Raw genomic sequence first — 16,142 nt, 5'->3', positions numbered from 1 at the left:
CTGCTAAAAAAATCTGCTGTCTAAAAAAAGATCACGAAAACCTGTAAAAAGGATCTGTTCGGGTCTTGAGCAATGCATATCAAGTTAGTATAATGCGCGACCTTTGATAGCCTTGTATGGATTTTCCATAGCGGTTCTTAACCTCTAACTTCTTTTCGAGAGATAGAGAGGTTCGGCCACCAAGGTTGATATCGAGCTGAAACGATTTTGGAGAAGACATTCATGTCACGAGTATGCCAAGTAACTGGTAAGCGTCCAGTAACGGGTAACAACCGTTCACACGCACGAAATGCTACTAAGCGTCGTTTTCTGCCGAACCTACAAACTCATCGTTTCTGGGTAGAGAGCGAAAAACGTTTTGTTAAACTACGTCTATCTGCTAAAGGTATGCGCATCATCGACAAGAAAGGTATTGATACTGTTCTTGCAGACATGCGTGCACGTGGCGAAAACGTTTAAGAGGAAATAAGCAATGGCAAAGAAAGGCGTTCGTGAGAAAATCCGTCTAGTATCTTCTGCAGGTACAGGCCACTTCTACACAACTGATAAGAACAAGCGTAACATGCCAGGCAAATTTGAGATCAAAAAGTTTGATCCAGTAGTTCGCCAGCACGTTATGTACAAAGAAGCAAAAATCAAATAATTGGTTTCAGTCTCTTTGATGAATTGAAAAACCCAACTTTCGAGTTGGGTTTTTTATTACCTGAATAAAAGTGCTGAAGATAAAGTGTTCAGTACGTCATCGGATTATAAAGTACTGCTGAAGTTATTTTACTGGTCCGACTCTATACTCGAATTTTTGATTGATCGCTCTCTGCCGCTTCGTTACCACTTCCCTACACACTTGCACACCGTTGTTCTAGTCAAGCTCAATACTCTTTGGTAGTTTACTCATAACGATAAGAGAGTAGAGATGGTTATGCGTGTGAGTCCGGCTCGTCGCCGCCGATGGAACAATATTCTTATTCTGGGCATTATCGCGTTTATAGTGATCTTAAATGCGCCGATGTGGATCAAAACTTACCTATTAACAGACCAAGCAGACCCTTACCCAAATGTACTTCGCTCCGACTATACGGTGGAGTCTTTGTACTATAGTGGCTGGGAGTTTGAACTGCATGATGGACGATGGCAATCCAACATCAAAGTTGATGCACCGATCAGTGAACTTGTATCACGCTGGCAATCATTGGAAGGGACCGAGCTCACCTCAGAACAGTACGATCATTTAAAACCTAACCTGACGGTACCTGAAACGGTAGAAGTTTGGTATCAGGATCTCGAAGAGCCGCAGCGGGTGACTTTCTTTCGTTTACCTGATTTTTGGCTATTTAAAACCTGGCAAGACAAATGGGTCGCTATCTCCGTCGATGAAAACTACCTTATGCCAGAGTAGAGCCTTTTTGCGCCTATACCCCTAATAAGCTTCCCTATTTATCGTTTTTCTTTTCGATTATGCTAGCAGCGAGAACTATTAGCCGGTGAATTGGAGAATCTAATGCCTGAGTTGCCAGAAGTTGAAGTGAGCCGTATGGGGATTAGCCCCCACATGGTTGGACAAACGATCCAGTCGTTTACTTTTCGAACGCCTAAATTGCGCTGGGATATTCCTACAGAGCTTAAAAAATTGGAAGGGCAGGTGATCCGTGCGATTAGCCGTCGTGCGAAATACTTACTGATCGAGACAAACACAGGTACAGCCATTGTTCACTTGGGCATGTCTGGGTCTTTACGTGTCCTAGATGCCGACTTTCCGCCAGCAAAGCACGATCATGTGGATCTCAAACTAAGCAGTGGAAAAATACTGCGTTATAACGATCCGCGTCGTTTTGGGGCATGGCTGTGGTGTGCTCCTGGCGAGTCACATGCTGTGCTAGCAAACATGGGGCCTGAGCCTTTAACTGAAGAGTTCAATGCGGAATATGTAGCGGAGAAAGCTAAAAATAAGCGTGTCGCCGTCAAGCAGTTCATCATGGACAACAAAGTCGTGGTTGGTGTTGGGAACATCTACGCGAATGAGTCGTTGTTTAAATCTCGAATTCACCCTTCAAGGCCCGCAGGTAAGTTGACTTCTCAAGAGTGGAGGTTACTTGTTGAAAATATCAAAATGACACTTGAGATTGCCATTACGCAAGGTGGGACTACTCTGAAAGATTTTGCGCAAGCCGATGGAAAGCCGGGTTACTTTGCACAAGAGTTATTGGTTTACGGAAAACCCGGAGAGCCATGCCCAGAGTGTGGCGAACGACTTCAAGAGCTAAAGATTGGCCAACGTAATACCTTCTTTTGTAGTGAGTGTCAGAAGTAAGTCGAGCTATTATCGAGCTTAAGTTGTTGTAATCTTGCGTTCGAGCCTCAATAATTCAATCAGTTTCGAATAACTTAGTAAATTATATGAAAGTCATTTATCCGGGCACTTTTGATCCAGTGACTAATGGTCACCTCAATCTAATAGAACGTACTCACGAAATGTTTGATGAGGTTGTGATTGGCGTAGCCGCAAGCCCATCGAAGAACACTATGTTTTCATTGGAAGAGCGCGTTGCACTGATGCAGGACGTTGTAGCGCATTTACCTGGTGTGACGGTAAAGGGGTTCTCCGGGTTATTAGTGGATTTCGCGAGAGATGAGAAAGCTAAGGTTCTTATTCGTGGTTTACGAACAACGGTAGACTTTGAATACGAGTTTGGACTGACCAACATGTACCGAAAGCTATTACCAGGAATCGAGAGCGTATTTTTAACTCCTGAAGAAGAGTTTGCGTTTTTGTCGTCGACTATCGTGAGAGAAGTAGCGATTCATGGCGGAAGTATCGAACAATTCGTTCCCAAGCCAGTAGCCATCGCGATTGGGGAAAAACTGAATGAAAGACAGTAAGTTCCCTTATTATTTCTCAAACGCTCTCTCGATACTTATCCCTCGCTTTGTATATCGAGCACAAGCCAAGCGTTTACTTTCGAATCTGACCGAAGCAGAGCAGCACCGCTGTCTTGAGCGAGTGAACTATTACAATAAGTGTGAAACGCCGTTTTCAGTCGATAGCCGAGAACAAAATTACTCGACCATCGATACATTCAAAAAAACGAAAGGCTGGACGTATTTTTTCGATCTTCGCCAAGTTGTACGCTATTTCCCTTCCAGTTTTGCGTTTAACTACATCAACGGCGATGTTACACACATCCCCAATGTACCGAGCTTTATAAAAAGCCGCCCTATTTTTGGTAACAACCAAAATTCAGTGGTGTTGAAACTTAATCAAGTTCGTCATTTTAAATTTATTGATGATCCTGTTCGCTATCAAGATAAAAAGGACATGGTAGCGTGGCGCGGCGTGGGTTTTCAGCCGCATCGTAAAAAGGTGATTCATGCGTTTTACAACCATCCGCAATGCAATATTGGCCAGACCCGCCCGGTAGAAGGGGAACCATGGGAAAAGGGCTTTATGAGTATTGAAGAGCAACTGCAGTATAAGTTTTTGCTCTGTATAGAAGGCAATGATGTGGCCACCAACCTTAAGTGGGCTATGTCGTCTAACTCCTTGGTTATTATGTCAAAGCCAAAATATGAGACTTGGTTTATGGAAGGTAAGTTAGAGGCAGGCGTCCACTATGTTGAAGTGAAGGATGACTATTCGGATTTGCCCGAAAAGATGGATTATTACCTAGCGAATGAGCAAGAAGCATTAGCGATCATTGAAAATGCGCACCAGTGGGTTGAGCAGTTCAAAGATAAACCTAAAGAGCGTTTGATCTCATTGATGGTTGCCGATAAGTACTTCGCTTTATCTCAGCAACAATAAAAAAGGGGCGAAACGCCCCTTTTTATAATCTTAAGCTTCTAGAAATTGATCAACACCATTCTCACAGCGTTTAAGCTTGTTTTTAATGGTGTTTTCTAAAATCTCGTCATTTTGTCCGAGTGACGCACGAGAGTTTTCTACGTGGTACAAGTGGTAGCCTACACCTGCGAATTTTAGGTAAAGACGTGACTTACCCGCATTCAACATGCGATGAACAAACTCGCTGTCTTCGCGTCCCCATCCAACAAAATCTTGGTTGAAGCCATTCACCTCGATGACATCTTGTCGCCAAAACGCCATGTTGCAGCCGCGAGTGGCTTTATCGTTATTACGCTCGTAAGAGAACCATTTCGATAGCAAGGCGTTGGTGATGCAGTTTTTACGATTGCGAATGCCTTTGCTGAAAATGGAAGGCACTAAGCCGTTTTCCATGATGGCCTTGCTGCAGCTTTCATCCGTTAACACACGTCCACCCTGCACAAACCAATTTGGTTTTGCGACTTGCTTATGTGATTCAATAAACGTTTGGGACAGCACCATGTCGCCATCAATCATGATGAGGTAGTCACCTGATGCTTTGGCGATCGCACGGTTGCGGCTCATTGAAAGCTGAAAGCCATTATCCTCGTGCCAACTATGAATCAGTGGAACCGGAAAACCTTCACGCATTTGGTCAACCATTGCTTTGGTGTCTTCTCGAGAGCCATCATCTGCAACAATTACTTCGTCAGGCAAAACGGTTTGACGTTTCACGCTTTCTAACACCGCTTTTAATGCTTCTTTCCAGTTGTAAGTGGTGATAATTAAAGTCGTTTTCATGATTTTTTTGCCTGTTCACGTAAGTAGAGATCGATATATTTTACAAAAGTAGAGTGCATGCTTAGCCAAGCTAGAATGAAGCCATGTTTGCCATCAAGGAAACCTCGTTTGAGAACATACATCTTCAAAAAGCTCGCAAGAGCGTGAACGATAGCGGTCGTTAACCCCGCTTTCTTTTTTCCTTCCCGTTCATCTGTCCAGGCCTTGAGGTATCCAGTGGTTTTATTGATGTAATGATGAAGGTGCTCGTAAGTGTAGTGATGCAGTCGACCATCCAGTTTTTCAGTTTGATAGTTTTTCTCATCAACTTTTTCATGAACGAGCGAATCATTATATTGTGTATATTCGGTGCGATATAAGCGCACAATCCAGTCTGGAGACCAACCAGAATGGTAGATGAACTTACCAAACGCTGAGCTTAGTCGATTAAGTTTGTATAAAACGTTCGGCTTATTGGCTGATACCGCGTGTAAGATACTTTCTTTTAGCTCTGGAGTGACTTGTTCGTCCGCATCAAGCCACAAAACGTAGTCTGCTGTAACGTATTGCTGCGCCAGTTGGCGCTGTTTACCGAATCCTGGCCAATCTAGGTTGGTGTAAAACTTATCTGTGTATTGTCGGGCGATTTCTTCAGTGCGATCAGTGCTGCCCGAGTCTAGAAGGACAATCTCATCGACCCAATCTTTTACTGTGTCTAGACAAGCTTGTAAGTGCTTCTCTTCATTTTTTACAATTAAGGCAACGGCTAAGGTTGGTTTGGACAAGGTCATTTCCTTCTTAACAAATCAAGACAGTAAGTTTACTGGTATTGAGGATACAAATCTTCTAAGACTTGATCGAACATGCTCATTACTTGAGTGTTGGTAATGCGGTTCATTGCCGTTTCATCTTTAGCGCGAGTTCGCCAGCTTAACTCGTGACTGTTTTTGCCTGTTTCCGCAAAGATTGTTTCTTCATACACTGAGACAACGTATTTTAGATAACGGTAAGGTCCCACTCGCAGCGGATTATGGTGTGCATAGAGCCCGATGATTGGCGTTTTCATGGCATTCGCCATGTGTGCTGGTCCGGTATCGGGGGCGATGACCATTTCAACCTTATCTATTAACGCAAGCATTTGCAGAATTGAACTTTGTCCAACTAAATTTAGACACGGTTCTTCCAAGCGAGATTGAATGGCTTCTGCCAGATCCAATTCTACCTGAGCAGGGCTACCTGCCAGAATCACGTTCCAGCCTTTTGTTCTGGCGTGATGAATCACATCCACATAACCTTCCGCGTTCCAGTTTTTATAAGCTTTGCTCGCACCAGGCACAATCAGCAGGTTAGGTTTACTACGAGAAATATGAGACTCTGCCCAAGCTTGGTCGTGGTCTGAATAAGAAAGTACCCAGTCTAGTCCTGCCTTTGGTACCCCAATTTGATGGGCAAAGGCCATTAAGCCATCTGCGACATGCAGAGATTGCGGGGAAGGCACTTTGACATTGGTAAATAGTGTTTGAAAGTCCTGGCTTCTATCAGAAGAGAAACCAAGTTTGTATTTTGCTTTAATGCCCAACGTTGCGACACTCGCTCGAATCGCGTACTGCATATGCAATAGCGCATCAAACTCTCTGCCTTTCAGCTGTCGCCAAAGTGATTTGTAGCCATCAAGTCCCGCTTTTTTATCAAAAACAATCACTTCTACACCATCGATGGCGGCTAATAACTGGGCTTCAAGTTTACCCGTTATCCAAGTAATCTGGGTCGAAGGCCAGTGTTTCTGAATAGCTTGAATGGTGGCGATAGTATTGCAAACGTCTCCGATAGCGGACAAACGCAAGACGCATAGTGACGATGGGGCAGAAGTGAACATAATTATTGTCTGATTCGATGAATAGAGGCAGGTAAATTATGCAGACATCCCCAATAAATGTAAAATACACGGCTCGAATATAGCTAAGTACCGATAAGTGTTCTGCAATGTCAAAGACAACACCACATCAATCGCAAGAATCTGGCAAGCCGGGTAACACCGGGCTAAAGCGCATCGTTAAAGCGACGGGTTATTCGATCCAAGGATTAAAAGCGGCTTTTAAGTATGAAGCTGCCATTCGACAAGAGTTGGCTCTGTTGAGTATCGCCGTGATTTTGGCTTGGCTCGTGGATGTCGGCATGGTTGAGCGTATCTTAATGATCGGGGTCGTGGTGTTAGTCTTGATTGTAGAGCTTGTAAACTCAGCGATTGAGGCGGTAGTGGATCGTATCGGTATTGAACGGCATGAACTCAGTGGTCGAGCTAAAGATATAGGCTCTGCTGCCGTTATGGTTGCTTTGGCGTTTGCTGCATTTACTTGGTTGTATATATTAGCCAGCCGGTATTTAGGCTAGAGGGTGAGCGTATGACTCAACAGTATAAAAACAACAACCAAGTGATCTGGTTTGATGACGAGATCATTACAGACCCTAGCCAACCGATATTTGATGCGGAATACTGGCAGTCCTCCGACAAGGTGGTTGGCAGTGCGACGGGGCGAGGCACGACATGGTTTATCCAACTAGAGAGCATGCAAGCGGCACTACGTCATTACCGTCGTGGCGGTTTGTTTGGGAAGTTAGTTAACGATCATTATTGGTTCTCTGGCTGGGATAACACCCGTTGTGCGCAAGAGTTTCAGCTTTTGTTGGCGCTAATTGAGGCTGGGGTGCACGTTCCTCGTCCTATTGCAGCAAGAGCCGTAAAGTCAGGACTCTTCTATCAAGCTGATTTATTAAGTGAGCGAATCCCAAACGCCAGAGATCTGGTTAGTATCTTGCAAGAACAGTCTTTATCGGTAGAAATGTATCAGAAAATAGGGCAAGAAATTGCCAAGATGCATCAGGTTGGCGTTAACCATACCGATTTGAATATCCACAATATCTTGATCGACGACAAAGATAAGGTATGGATTATCGATTTTGATAAGTGTCGTTTTGAAACTTCTGGTGACTGGAAGCATCAAAATCTAAATAGACTTCTGCGTTCATTTAATAAAGAGCGTTTAAAGCGACAGATTATTTGGCAAGAGTCCGATTTTGAACATTTTCAGGACGGTTATGCTTCTCAATCTTAATTGAGTTTTTTATCATTTTATATTGATTGCTCTAAGTAAGCCTTCTTGAGTCTCACGATGCTCGAGTGAGTCTATAAACTACAATAATCATAAAGTATTCATGTGTATCTGATGGCACAAAAATTAACGTAGGTAACATTTGTAATGAAAATATTAGTAACCGGTGGAGCAGGCTTCATTGGGTCAGCTGTTGTCCGACATATCATTCGTGACACCCAAGATACCGTCATCAATTTAGATAAACTGACCTACGCAGGGAATCTAGAATCACTGGTTGATGTCTCAGAGAGTGAACGTTACTACTTTGAGCAAGTAGATATCTGTGACCGAGCTGAACTAGATCGCGTGTTTTCAGAGCATCAACCCGATATGGTTATGCATTTAGCGGCTGAGTCTCATGTCGATCGCTCTATTGATGGTCCTGCTGCTTTTATTGAGACCAACGTGATGGGCACTTACCATCTGCTCGAAGCGGCCCGTCAATATTGGTCGGGCTTAGATGAAGCGCGCCAATCGGCATTCCGTTTTCATCATATTTCTACGGATGAAGTGTATGGCGATCTAGAGGGAACGGATGATTTGTTCACCGAAACCACCTCATACGCGCCGAGCAGCCCATATTCTGCATCTAAAGCTTCGAGCGATCACCTAGTTCGCGCTTGGCAGCGTACTTATGGTTTACCGACACTTGTCACCAATTGCTCCAACAACTATGGCCCGTACCACTTCCCAGAGAAGTTGATCCCTCTGATGATTTTAAATGCCCTCGATGGCAAGCCGTTGCCTGTGTACGGTGATGGTATGCAAATCCGAGATTGGCTGTTTGTGGAAGACCATGCCCGCGCGCTTTACAAAGTAGTCAACGAAGGTGAAGTCGGTGAAACCTACAACATCGGTGGCCATAACGAAAAAGCAAACATCGAAGTAGTGAAAACCATTTGTGCTTTGCTTGAAGAGCTGCGACCAGACAAGCCGGCAGGTGTTGAGTCTTATGAATCTTTGATCACTTATGTCAAAGATCGCCCCGGTCATGATGTGCGCTACGCAATTGATGCGACCAAGATTGCTCAAGAGCTTAACTGGACGCCGGAAGAAACCTTTGAAAGCGGCATTCGTAAAACCGTGGAATGGTACCTAAACAACCCGCAATGGTGGCAACGCGTGCTTGATGGTTCATACAGTTTAGAGCGATTAGGAGCGGGCGAATAATGAAAGGCATTATTTTAGCAGGTGGCTCGGGCACTCGCCTTTACCCTATTACACGCGGTGTCTCTAAGCAGTTACTGCCGGTTTATGACAAACCAATGATTTACTACCCGTTGTCAGTACTGATGCTTGCGGGCATTCGTGAAATCTTGATCATCACCACGCCAGAAGACCAGGAAGGATTTCAGCGCCTATTGGGTGATGGCTCAGAGTTTGGCATTGAGTTGCAATACGCGATTCAACCAAGTCCAGACGGCTTAGCTCAAGCCTTCATCATTGGTGAAGAATTCATTGGCGATGACTCAGTATGTTTGGTGCTGGGTGACAACATCTTTTATGGGCAAGGGTTCACTCCGAAGTTGCAGCAAGCCGCTGCTTTAACGGAAGGTGCGACGGTCTTTGGCTATAAAGTGAAAGATCCTGAGCGCTTTGGTGTGGTGGAATTTGATGAAGAGATGCGAGCGCTATCGATTGAAGAGAAGCCATTCAAGCCAAAATCCAATTACGCCGTGACCGGACTGTATTTCTACGATAACCGCGTTGTGGACATTGCCAAAACTATTCAACCGTCCCATCGTGGCGAGCTAGAAATTACGAGTATTAACCAAGCTTACTTAGAGCAAGGGAAGTTGACGGTTGACGTGCTAGGGCGTGGCTTTGCGTGGTTAGACACGGGAACACATGGCAGCTTGCTTGAAGCTGCTCACTTTGTCGAAACGATCGAGAAACGCCAAGGTTACAAAGTGGCTTGCTTAGAAGAGATTGCGTATCGCCGAGGCTGGTTAACGCGAGAGCACATTCAAGCTGCAGGAAAAGCCTTATCTAAAAACGATTATGGCCGCTATCTTCTAGAGTTATTGGAAGAATAAATGTCGAATATACCGCTAATATCTTTTCAGAAAATGGGTGATGAGCGAGGCTCATTAATCTCGTTAGAGCAACACAAAAACATTCCGTTTGATATCAAACGTATTTACTACATCTTTGATACACAAAGCGGTTTAGCGAGGGGCTTTCATGCACACTACGACTTAGAGCAAGTCGCTATCTGCATGAAAGGTAGCGTGACTTTCGTCATTGATGATGGTACCACGAAAGAGACAGTGACGCTTTCCTCTCCCGATGTAGGACTGCATATCAAAGGCTTAAAATGGCGTGAGATGCACGACTTTTCTGAAGATTGTGTACTGATGGTCGTAGCCAGTGAGTTATACGATGAAGCCGACTATATCCGTGACTATGACACATTTCTTAAAGAGGTAGCCCATGCGAATTCATGCACTCAGTGATGTTGCTTCATCGGCGATTGGCGAGGGGACATCTATTTGGCAATTTGCCGTGGTCCTTGCTGGGGCTAAAATTGGTCGTGACTGTAATATCTGTGCGCATACCTTCATCGAGAATGATGTGGTCCTAGGAGATAGAGTCACCGTAAAGTGTGGCGTTTACCTCTGGGATGGCATTGAAATTGAAGATGATGTGTTCATTGGTCCAGCAGCGGCTTTCACGAACGACAAGTTCCCACGTTCAAAAGTATGGCCAGAGGCATTTCCAAAAACAAAAATCCTGTCAGGCGCCTCCATTGGCGCCAATGCCACAATTTTGCCCGGCATAACCATCGGAAAAAATGCGATGGTTGGTGCAGGCAGTGTGGTCACCCGTTCAGTGCCAGACTATGCGGTTGTGGTTGGAAGCCCAGCCAAGATAGTACGTTATGTAGAGAAAAATAATGGTTAATTTTTTAGAGCTAAAGCGCTTAAATTCCGAGTACGAAGACGAATTGAAACAAGCCTGTGCACGCGTGATTGAATCTGGCTGGTATATTCTTGGCAAGGAAACTGAAAAGTTTGAACAAGCATTTGCTGACTACTGTGGTGTTAAACACTGTATAGGCGTTGCGAACGGTCTAGATGCTTTAACACTGACGTTAAAGGCTTGGCGAGAGCTAGGAAAAATCAACAAAGGTGATGAAGTTATCGTACCGGGTAATACCTATATCGCATCGGTATTGGCGGTCACCGAAGCGGACTTGGTACCGGTGTTTGTGGAGCCGGATGAGCAGACTCACAATATCAGTCCTGAAGCGATTGAAGCGGCGATTACAGAAAAGACTAAAGTGATTTTGCCGGTGCATTTGTATGGTCAGTTAGCCGATATGCCAGCGATTATGGCGTTGGCGACAAAACACAATCTTCTCGTGCTGGAAGACAGCGCTCAGTCTCATGGTGCGACACTTGCTGGTAAGAAATCTGGCGCATGGGGGGATGCCTCAGGTTTTAGCTTCTATCCGGGTAAAAACCTAGGTGCGTTAGGTGATGGTGGTGCTATTACGACCAGCGATGATGAGCTGGCAGAAACTTTGCGTGCCCTTCGTAACTACGGCTCTCATGTTAAATACCAGAATCTTTATCAAGGATTGAACAGTCGTTTGGATGAAATTCAGTCGGCGATGTTGTCAGTGAAACTGAACTACCTTCCAGCGCAGACGAAAGCGCGTCAGGAGTTGGCGGAATTTTACTTACGCGAAATCAACAACCCGAATATTATCTTACCGGAAGTAGCTGAGCCTGAGGCACATGTATGGCATTTGTTTGTGGTGCGAACTTCACACCGAGATGCATTGGTTAAGCATTTATCAGAGCATGGTATTCAGACACAAGTACATTACCCGATAGCGCCGCATAAACAGCAGGCTTATAAAGAGTTCAGTCATCTGTCATTGCCGCTGACGGAGCAGTTGCAAAATGAAGTGCTGTCATTGCCGATGTCGCCCTACTTGAGTGAAGACGAGAGTCAAAAAGTAGTCGATGCAATCAACTCTTTTAAGGTTGAGCAATGACACAAGAGCATGTGCAAGTATTAGAAGATGTGGTTTATGTCTTCTTTTGCTACAAACAATCAAGTTATCTCGATAAAACGCTTCCGGCGGCATTACATCAAACAGCATGGCCGAGCCAGCTGTTAGTATTGGACGATTGCTCTCCAGATGATAGCCATGAAAAGATTCTATCGCTTTTAGAGTTTGCGCCTAAAGGATTAAATATTGAATATCGCCACAATACGCAAAATGTTGGTTTAGTTAGCCAAATCAACTCCTTGCGGGGGCAATACCAAAATAAGCTTATTATTGTACAAGCTGGCGATGATATAGCGATGCCGAACCGAGTTGAGGAAACTTATGAAGCCTGGTTGAAAAATGGTAAACCAAGCTTAATTATTGGTAGTTACGACAAAATTTCCGAGCAAGGCGATATCATTGAGCCATTTGAATCGATCAAGCAGAATAAAAAGCCTTATACACTCGAAAATATTATTAATAGAAAATGTGCAGTAGATGGCTGTTGCGCCGCTTTTACGTCTGATGTACTGAACGAGTTTGCTCCTTACAACAAAGATATCATCAATGAAGATCGCATCAATGTCCTTCGAGCCTTTTTGTTAAATGGTATTCATCATGAAAACAAAAAATGGATCCAATATCGATTAGGTGGCATATCAACGTTCGCAAAAGAAACACGTGAAGAAAGGTATAACAACACAGTAATTAATGCTCAGCGTGAACTGCAAGATCTTAAAATGAACTTGCGAGATGCAGAGAGTAAAAACGCCACTAAAGTTGCGAGTGCGATTAAAAAGCGTATGTGTACCGCTGAGTTTATGGCATCTATCCCCTCAAGTAAGTTAGCATTTTATAGTTATGTATTACGTTATTTTTTTAATAGTGGTGATTTTGAAAATGCCTTAAAAGTAATAAGAAGGCTGAAATGATTTAGATAGCTAGAGAATCTTTATAAAATATAGGGCTAACATGGTAGCCCTATATTGGTTAGCTATTTTTTAACTCTTCTTTTAAGTGATTCATTATACGCATTGTTGGCGTTAATTCTCTAAAGTGTATTGCTAATTCATTATCAAAGAATGTTCGATCTACTGGTGCTTTGTGATGGATTAAATCTATAAGAAAGTTCTCAATGTCCGAATAAGATTTTCCTTTAGTGCAACTATCGTATGCTTTATTACCAAATGGATTTTGGTAATTTCGTATATCATCACTTAATGCTAGATACATTACAGGTTTGTTTAAATACAAATATTCCGCAAGAAAGGAGCCACTATCATGAATCATAGCATCTGAAGTTTTAAATAGATCATAGTAATCTCCTTCTTCTAGTTGACTAAAGCTAGATTGCTCCCAAAACCTATAATATGTGTCCGTTTTTTCTTTTCCCCAATCTTTGTGTTTGTATAGCTTTTCTTTTAGCATCGGATGAGGTTTAAATGCCCACTGAATGTTTTTTTTGTACTTTTCTGAAAGTGATTGTATTTGTTGAGAAAAGCTTAAGAAGGTGCTGTAAGGAAGCTCTGGTGTGTCTATTGTATGATGAGGAGCAAAAATAACTCGTAGCTTATTAGAGTCCTGTTTCTTCCATGGTGAATTCGCAACAAGCTCATTATTGATTAGTGGCTCTGTTGCAGGATAGCCGGTCACTAAGATGTTTCTACCTTTTAAGTCGGAATTTTTTTTAAAAATATCCACCTCATCAAAATGTGGGGCGAATATTTTCCACATCATATTATGAAATTGTTGGTTATATTGTTCTTTATAATTGTTGTATTTTGATATTTGATGAGAATATGGGATATAAATAGATAAATACTTACTATAAGCTTTAGAGTAATAATCTTTCTTTGTTATTTTATGTGGGTTTGTGAAAAAAATGATATCAATGTCAAGAGTGTCAATGTCAATCCACGTAGATTTATTTTTATTATAAGAGCTGACAGTTGGGTAGCCTTTATTTTGGAAGAAATTAACATTTTTTTGTACATCTTGTATACAAGATACATCATCCTTTCCTGTGTAAGGACAGACAAAAATAAAGGGTTCGAAAAAGTCATCTTCCATCATTGCTCTGAAGACTGCGTCACATTTCCATACACTATGATGAAGAACAAAGAAGGCTACTCTTATTTTATTTTTCTTTTTTAGTTTTTTTAAACGTCGCTCATCGGCGAGTATGTTTAGTTGATACTTTACAGTTTGTCTCAATGTCTTGATCGACTTCTTTAATGGCATGGCCATAAACCTTTTACATACGACTTCAGTTTTGACTCCCCTATAACCAAACATTGTTCTAGTGTAAACTGCTAGGTTGATTATTGGGCTTAAACTAAGATGACAGCTCTTAGGCGATATGATGACATCTTGGTACAGTCAAAGCTACCTCAATTTGAAGTAAGGCAGAGTATGTGCGGTATTTTTATTTCTAATGATCCACGAGTGATCCAAGAGCACAGCAAAATCATTGAAGAATGCTTGCGATTTAGAGGGCCAGATTGTTCTTCTGGGTTAGTCGAGCATGGAGGGTGGAAAGCCTATCACTCTCGGCTTTCTATTATCGAACTAGGTTCGGGTAGTAATCAACCTGTTATTGATGCTCGAGGAGGTATACTAGTATTTAATGGCGAGATCCTTAACTACAAGGAGCTCGGTCAAAAGTACTTTGAAAAAGAGTACACGAGCGATACTACACTCTTAAGCGACCTTATTATCTCTGGGCATCTTATTGAGAACGAGTTGGACGGATTTTTCGCATTCGTTTACGTAAGTGCAGACGGAAAGCTGCAGCATGCGTGTCGGGATAAGTTTGGTGTTAAGCCTCTATTTTATCATCAATCTCCACACGGTATTTCATTTTCTTCTGAGCCTAATGTATTGAAGGCACTTTTTGACTTACCTGTGAACCCTCTAGCTATTGAAGAGTATCATGCAGCTCGTGCGCCCATTTTTAGTGGCTCATATTTCAAAGAAGTATCAACTGTTGAACCTGGTTCATGCTTTGTCAATGGGTGCTATTTTGAAAGCTTAAACTTCTTTCAACAATATGAAGATGTATCGCAAGAGCAATTAGAAAAAGCAGTTAGAGATGGCATCAATAGTCGATTAGTTTCAGATGCTAAGGTTGGCCTTCTAATGAGTAGAGGCATTGACAGTAATTTGATTCATCAACTAACTGATATTGAGAAACTATACACTATTGGTTTTAAAGGTGATGATGATATCACTTTTCTTCAAGAGCAAAATATTCCTAACCTAACCGTTCATGAATGTGGAGCAAATGAGTACAAACGCTGTTTTGACGAGTTAATTGCTCTAAGAGGTGAACCAATGTCTGTGCCTAATGAGGTTCTTCTGTATCGTATCTCCCAAATTGCTGCTCAGGATGGAGTTAAGGTGCTTCTTTCGGGCGAAGGTGCGGATGAATTCTTTGGTGGGTATGACCGTATATTTAATTGGGCTGCGGAATGTGAGAGTTTTTCACTCGATACATTTTTAGAGTTTTACTGCTATAAGGTCCCAAGACAAGACACTACGACTTATCGAGAGTTCTCTGAATTATTTGCCAGATTGGAGCATTTAACTCCTTTTGAAAAAGTACGATACTTTTTTATTAAGTATCATATGCCAGTTTTGTTTAGGCGGTTAGACTTTGCTTTAATGGCTGCTGGAATTGAAGGGCGAGATCCTATTGCCAATTATCATGTATTCGAAGCCGCAATCAAATTCAGTGCTGGTAGACTAATGAATGGTTCACTAGGGAAGCTACCTCTACGTGAGTTAATTGCTCCACTTAAAGGAAAAAGCTTTGCGTATGAGAGAAAAGTTGGCTTTCCTGTTGATCTTACAAAGGTTTTTGACAACCCGAACTTATTATCTTCTTATGAATTGTGGTTTGAAGAAAATTTAAAGGTATTGATGAAATGATTATCGGTTATACAAGTGGCGTATATGATCTATTTCATGTTGGCCACGTGAATTTATTACGTAACGCAAAAGCCATGTGCGACAAGTTAGTGGTAGGAGTTACGATTGATGAGTTGGTCGCATATAAAGGTAAGCAACCAGTAATACCATACCATGAGCGGATAGAGGTTGTACGTTCTTGCAAGTATGTTGATGTAGCTATACCTCAAAAAGATATGGATAAAGCCTCTGCAGCGAGAAAGAATCATGCGAGTTATCTATTCGTAGGAGATGATTGGTATGAAACTTCTAAATGGCAGGAACACGAGAAAGATTTAGCTGCTGTAGGTTGTAAGGTTATTTATTTCCCTTACACTGAAGGAACCTCTAGCACCCTAATCAATGAGACCCTAACTTCGCTTCGTAGTGAACGAAAGTAGTAGTTATTTCTAATTTTTAAAAGCCAAAAATTCAATTTTGG

Annotated in this window: 20 protein-coding genes; 16 read left to right on the top strand and 4 right to left on the bottom strand. The window is 42.6% G+C overall.

All coding sequences use genetic code 11. The features are described from left to right. Positions 1-222 precede the first annotated feature (222 nt). The 6 genes from rpmB to R7P72_RS13755 all read left to right on the top strand — a co-directional run bounded on the left by rpmB (position 223) and on the right by R7P72_RS13755 (position 3,799). A complete protein-coding gene (gene rpmB, locus R7P72_RS13780; protein WP_005384783.1) occupies positions 223-459 on the top strand; it encodes a 50S ribosomal protein L28 in 237 nt (78 codons plus the stop codon). A gap of 13 nt (positions 460-472) precedes the next feature. Beyond that, positions 473-643 carry a 50S ribosomal protein L33 gene (gene rpmG / locus R7P72_RS13775; protein ID WP_004410866.1) on the top strand — a complete coding sequence of 57 codons (171 nt, stop codon included), beginning with the start codon at positions 473-475 and terminating at the stop codon, positions 641-643. A gap of 276 nt (positions 644-919) precedes the next feature. Beyond that, complete coding sequence (locus R7P72_RS13770) at positions 920-1,396, top strand: hypothetical protein (RefSeq protein WP_031777180.1); 477 nt, start codon at positions 920-922, stop codon at positions 1,394-1,396. Between the two features lie 102 nt (positions 1,397-1,498). Continuing rightward, positions 1,499-2,308 (top strand): bifunctional DNA-formamidopyrimidine glycosylase/DNA-(apurinic or apyrimidinic site) lyase, encoded by an 810-nt coding sequence (gene mutM, locus R7P72_RS13765; RefSeq protein ID WP_042522608.1) that lies wholly within the window; start codon positions 1,499-1,501, stop codon positions 2,306-2,308. An 86-nt stretch (positions 2,309-2,394) separates the two neighbouring features. Further along, positions 2,395-2,877 (top strand): pantetheine-phosphate adenylyltransferase, encoded by a 483-nt coding sequence (gene coaD / locus R7P72_RS13760; protein WP_005379411.1) that lies wholly within the window; start codon positions 2,395-2,397, stop codon positions 2,875-2,877. Further along, positions 2,864-3,799 (top strand): glycosyl transferase family 90, encoded by a 936-nt coding sequence (locus tag R7P72_RS13755; protein WP_005379412.1) that lies wholly within the window; start codon positions 2,864-2,866, stop codon positions 3,797-3,799. Before coaD ends, R7P72_RS13755 begins: the two co-directional genes overlap by 14 nt. 30 nt (positions 3,800-3,829) lie before the next feature. Here the strand turns inward: R7P72_RS13755 and R7P72_RS13750 are convergent, their stop codons facing one another. The 3 genes from R7P72_RS13750 to R7P72_RS13740 are packed head-to-tail and all read right to left on the bottom strand — an operon-like array spanning position 3,830 to position 6,473. Next, positions 3,830-4,618: a glycosyltransferase family 2 protein gene (locus tag R7P72_RS13750; RefSeq protein ID WP_005379421.1), complete on the bottom strand. Its 789-nt coding sequence runs from the start codon at positions 4,616-4,618 to the stop codon at positions 3,830-3,832. Continuing rightward, positions 4,615-5,382, bottom strand: a complete 768-nt coding sequence (locus R7P72_RS13745) for a glycosyltransferase family 2 protein (RefSeq protein WP_005395793.1) — start codon at positions 5,380-5,382, stop codon at positions 4,615-4,617. Before R7P72_RS13745 ends, R7P72_RS13750 begins: the two co-directional genes overlap by 4 nt. A 35-nt stretch (positions 5,383-5,417) precedes the next feature. After that, a complete protein-coding gene (locus R7P72_RS13740) occupies positions 5,418-6,473 on the bottom strand; it encodes a glycosyltransferase family 9 protein (protein ID WP_005379423.1) in 1,056 nt (351 codons plus the stop codon). A gap of 107 nt (positions 6,474-6,580) precedes the next feature. On the opposite strand from R7P72_RS13740, the gene R7P72_RS13735 reads away from it, so the two are divergent. From R7P72_RS13735 to R7P72_RS13700, 8 genes are all read left to right on the top strand, one after another. Further along, complete coding sequence (locus R7P72_RS13735) at positions 6,581-6,988, top strand: diacylglycerol kinase (protein WP_005379424.1); 408 nt, start codon at positions 6,581-6,583, stop codon at positions 6,986-6,988. A gap of 11 nt (positions 6,989-6,999) precedes the next feature. Then, positions 7,000-7,710 carry a 3-deoxy-D-manno-octulosonic acid kinase gene (locus tag R7P72_RS13730; protein ID WP_171345965.1) on the top strand — a complete coding sequence of 237 codons (711 nt, stop codon included), beginning with the start codon at positions 7,000-7,002 and terminating at the stop codon, positions 7,708-7,710. Positions 7,711-7,854: 144 nt separating this feature from the next. Further along, on the top strand, positions 7,855-8,919 hold the full coding sequence (gene rfbB, locus R7P72_RS13725; RefSeq protein ID WP_017634983.1) for a dTDP-glucose 4,6-dehydratase: 1,065 nt from the start codon (positions 7,855-7,857) through the stop codon (positions 8,917-8,919). Then, positions 8,919-9,785 carry a glucose-1-phosphate thymidylyltransferase RfbA gene (gene rfbA / locus R7P72_RS13720; protein WP_005379428.1) on the top strand — a complete coding sequence of 289 codons (867 nt, stop codon included), beginning with the start codon at positions 8,919-8,921 and terminating at the stop codon, positions 9,783-9,785. Before rfbB ends, rfbA begins: the two co-directional genes overlap by 1 nt. After that, on the top strand, positions 9,786-10,205 hold the full coding sequence (locus R7P72_RS13715) for a sugar 3,4-ketoisomerase (protein WP_053306496.1): 420 nt from the start codon (positions 9,786-9,788) through the stop codon (positions 10,203-10,205). Then, positions 10,183-10,653, top strand: coding sequence for an acyltransferase (locus R7P72_RS13710; protein ID WP_047009430.1), 471 nt, complete (start codon positions 10,183-10,185; stop codon positions 10,651-10,653). Before R7P72_RS13715 ends, R7P72_RS13710 begins: the two co-directional genes overlap by 23 nt. Continuing rightward, the gene (locus R7P72_RS13705; protein WP_213904777.1) at positions 10,646-11,755 is read left to right on the top strand and encodes a DegT/DnrJ/EryC1/StrS family aminotransferase; all 1,110 of its coding nucleotides are present in this window, start codon (positions 10,646-10,648) and stop codon (positions 11,753-11,755) included. Before R7P72_RS13710 ends, R7P72_RS13705 begins: the two co-directional genes overlap by 8 nt. Further along, a complete protein-coding gene (locus R7P72_RS13700; RefSeq protein ID WP_213904778.1) occupies positions 11,752-12,684 on the top strand; it encodes a glycosyltransferase family 2 protein in 933 nt (310 codons plus the stop codon). The genes R7P72_RS13705 and R7P72_RS13700 overlap by 4 nt, the downstream gene beginning before the upstream one ends. Positions 12,685-12,742: 58 nt before the next feature. Here the strand turns inward: R7P72_RS13700 and R7P72_RS13695 are convergent, their stop codons facing one another. Next, a complete protein-coding gene (locus R7P72_RS13695; RefSeq protein WP_005379433.1) occupies positions 12,743-13,993 on the bottom strand; it encodes a CDP-glycerol glycerophosphotransferase family protein in 1,251 nt (416 codons plus the stop codon). Positions 13,994-14,164: 171 nt separating this feature from the next. Between R7P72_RS13695 and R7P72_RS13690 the strand changes: the two genes are divergently transcribed. Next, complete coding sequence (locus tag R7P72_RS13690; protein ID WP_164666588.1) at positions 14,165-15,682, top strand: asparagine synthetase B family protein; 1,518 nt, start codon at positions 14,165-14,167, stop codon at positions 15,680-15,682. Further along, complete coding sequence (locus tag R7P72_RS13685; protein WP_005379435.1) at positions 15,679-16,101, top strand: adenylyltransferase/cytidyltransferase family protein; 423 nt, start codon at positions 15,679-15,681, stop codon at positions 16,099-16,101. Before R7P72_RS13690 ends, R7P72_RS13685 begins: the two co-directional genes overlap by 4 nt. Positions 16,102-16,142 lie beyond the last annotated feature (41 nt).

Source organism: Vibrio sp. Vb0888 (genome assembly GCF_033338835.1).
Classification (GTDB): domain Bacteria; phylum Pseudomonadota; class Gammaproteobacteria; order Enterobacterales; family Vibrionaceae; genus Vibrio; species Vibrio alginolyticus.
This window is presented reverse-complemented; position numbering and strand designations above follow the sequence as displayed.